Source organism: Variovorax sp. E3, from assembly GCF_016082275.1.
GTDB lineage: Bacteria > Pseudomonadota > Gammaproteobacteria > Burkholderiales > Burkholderiaceae_C > Variovorax.
Genome location: NZ_MOWM01000305.1, coordinates 1 through 2844 on the forward strand (window position 1 = coordinate 1; position 2844 = coordinate 2844).

At 68.5% G+C, this 2844-nt stretch carries 2 protein-coding genes and 1 pseudogene; all 3 read right to left on the bottom strand.

The window, feature by feature from the left end:
• On the bottom strand, positions 1-1176 hold a 1176-nt coding region (locus tag BMG07_RS43790), incomplete at its 3' end, for an AMP-binding protein (RefSeq protein ID WP_269759896.1).
• A pseudogene (locus BMG07_RS43795) lies at positions 1156-2390 on the bottom strand (condensation domain-containing protein); the annotation flags it as partial. The gene BMG07_RS43790 and the pseudogene BMG07_RS43795, both read right to left, overlap by 21 nt.
• A 186-nt stretch (positions 2391-2576) precedes the next feature.
• Positions 2577-2844, bottom strand: a 268-nt coding sequence (locus BMG07_RS40355) for a phosphopantetheine-binding protein (RefSeq protein WP_198089169.1), incomplete at its 5' end; no start/stop codon positions are given.

The window sequence follows — 2844 nt, forward strand, 5'->3', positions numbered from 1 at the left end:
ACCCGCGCCGCCCAGGTACAGCTCGCCCGCCATTCCGGCCGGCACCAGGTTCAGGTCGCTGTCGAGCACCACCGCCCTGCGGTCGCCGATCGGCGAGCCGATCGGCATGTAGGCTGTATCGAAGCCGCCGCCGGCATGCGCCTTGGCGATGGTCGGGGTAATCACCGCCTCCGTCGGCCCGTAGCCGTTGATGATCCGGGGCGGCTGCAGGTTCGACATCACGCGCTCATAGGCAGCGCGCGAGGTCGCTTCGCCGCCCACCGTGTAGGAACGCAGCGAAGGCACGCGCCCCTCCTCTCCCATGCCCTCGGCCAGCTGCTGCAGATAGCTCGGCGTGAAACAGGCGATGGTGATGCCATGGCGGCGCATCTCCTCGCAGCTGCGCTCCACCGTCCACAGTTCCTCGTCGCGCGGCATCAGCACCGAACCGAAGGCCAGGGGCGTCCAGATCCGCTCGTGCGCGCCGTCGAAGTTGATGGAAGCGAACTGCAGCTCGCAGTCTTCCGGCGTCATGCCGTAGGCCTGGCCGATGGCCAGGATGTGCATGCCGAGAGGCCCGTGCGCCACGGCAACGCCCTTCGGTTGCCCGGTCGATCCCGAGGTGTAGATCACATAGGCGAGATGCTCGCCGCGCAGCGCAACCGCGGGGTCGTCCGAGCGCCCTGCCTCCAGCGTCTGCACGTCGAGCAGCAGCGTGGGGAGTTCACGCATTCCAGCCGGCAGGCGCTCGCGCACGCGGGCCTGCGTCAGCAGCAGGCAAATGCCGCTGTCCGCCGCCATGAAGCTCAGGCGCTCGGCCGGATAGCCGGGGTCCAGCGGCACATAGGCACCACCCGCCTTGAGCACGCCCAGCAGTGCCACCACCATCTCGACGGACCGCTCCACCGCCAGGCCGACCCGGCTTTCCGGCCGCACGCCCAATGCCATCAGCCGGTGGGCCAATCGGTTGGCGCGCGTGTTGAGCTCGCCATAGCTCAGCGCGGTGTCGCCCATGATCAGGGCCGTTGCATCAGGCCTCGCGCGTGCCTGCCGTTCGACCAGTCGATGCACCGGCACATCTTCCCAAGGACCGTGCTCCCCCGCGCCCCAGCGTTGCAATTGCAGGCGCTCGGGCTCGTCGAGCAACTCGACGTCGCGCAAAGGCAGCTCGGGACGGCTCACCAGTTGCCGCAGCATCGCCAGGTAATGTGCCGCCAGCCGCTCGATGGTCCGCGGCTCGAACACGGCCCTGGCATAGGTGAAGACGAAGCTGATGCCGCCGTCGGCCTCTTCCACCGTGTCGAGTGCCAGTTCGAGCGGCGCGGCCTGCTCGTCGATCTCGTAGGGCTCCAGTGTCAGGCCGGACAGCTGCGAAAGCGCGCTCAGGTCTTGTTGCTGATGATTGAAGATCACCTGGAACAGCGGCGGCTGGCTGAGACTGCGCTGCGGCGCCAGGGCATCGACCAGCTGTTCGAACGGCAGATCCTGGTGGGCCTGTGCATCCAGCGCAGCCTGCGCGCCTGCGCCAGGACCTGCGCCAGGGTCGTGTGCCCGGTCAGCGTGTTGCGCAGCACCTGCGTATTGACGAACAGGCCGACCACGCCGGCAACCTCCGGCCGGTCCCGGTTGGCGATCGGCACGCCGAGGCGAATGTCCGTCTGGCCGCTGTAGCGATGCAACAGCCCCTGGAAAGCAGCCATCAGCAGCATGAAAGGCGTGGCCTTGTGCGACGTGGCGCAGCGCCGCAGATCCCGGACCAGCGCCGACGGCAACGCGGCACGGTGGCGCGCCACGCGGTAAGGGCCCTGCGCGGGACGGGGATGGTCGCCGGGCAGTTGCAGCAAGGGATGCGCGCCGCCGAGCTGCGTCTTCCAGTAGCCGAGCTGCCGATCGCGTTCTCCGGCATCGAGCCAGTTGCGCTGCCATGCGGCGTAGTCGGCATAGCGCAGCGACGGCGCGGCCAGCGCCGGGGCCCGGCCTGCCGCGTGTGCCTGGTAGAGCTGACCGAACTCTTCGACCAGGATCTGCATCGACCAGCCGTCGGCCACGATGTGATGCATCACCAGCACCAGAACCTGCTCTTCCTCGGCCAAACGGATCAGGCCGACGCGCAGCAACGGTCCTTCGGCCAGGTCGAAGGCTTCGCCAGCCATGCGACCCGCGTCCACCTGCGCCTGGGCGGCGCGCTCCTTGGCCGGCAGCGACCGCAGATCGACATGGCGCACATCGGGCATCAGCTCGGCATGCACGACCTGCTCGGCCACGCCGTCGGTGCTGGCCCTGAAGGTGGTCCGCAGGGACTCGTGCCGCGCCACCAGCGTGCCCAGGCTGGCCTCGAGGGCGCGCGGATCCAGCCGCCCTTTCAGCGTCAATGCGGCCGTGATGTGGTGCGCCGCGCTGGCGGGCTCCATCTGCCAGACGAACCACTGGCGCGCCTGGGCGTAGGACAGCAGCAACGCCGCGCCCCCGGGCCGCGGCACGATGGGCAGGCGGCCGAAATCGATGCCTTGCGCTCGCAACGCCGCGATGAATTCCTTCTGCTTGGCCGGCGACAGCTCGGCAAAGCGTTGTGCGATCAATGTGCTACGTGCGTTCACTTAGATTCCCAGACTTTCCAACAATGCATCCATGCGATCCAGCTCCGAGGTGTCCTGCGCGGCGTTCCCGCGGCCTTCGGCCGCCAGGACTTCAGCGCAGGCCGCCAGGCTCGGGCATTCGAAATAACGCTGCAGCGGCAGGTCGACGTCCAGTCGGGCCTTGACCATCTGCCGCAATCTCAAGGCGGCGAGCGAGTGCCCACCGAGCTCGAAGAAGTTGTCGTGCCGGCCCACCTGGGCCAGCCCCAGCACCTGCGCCCACACCTGT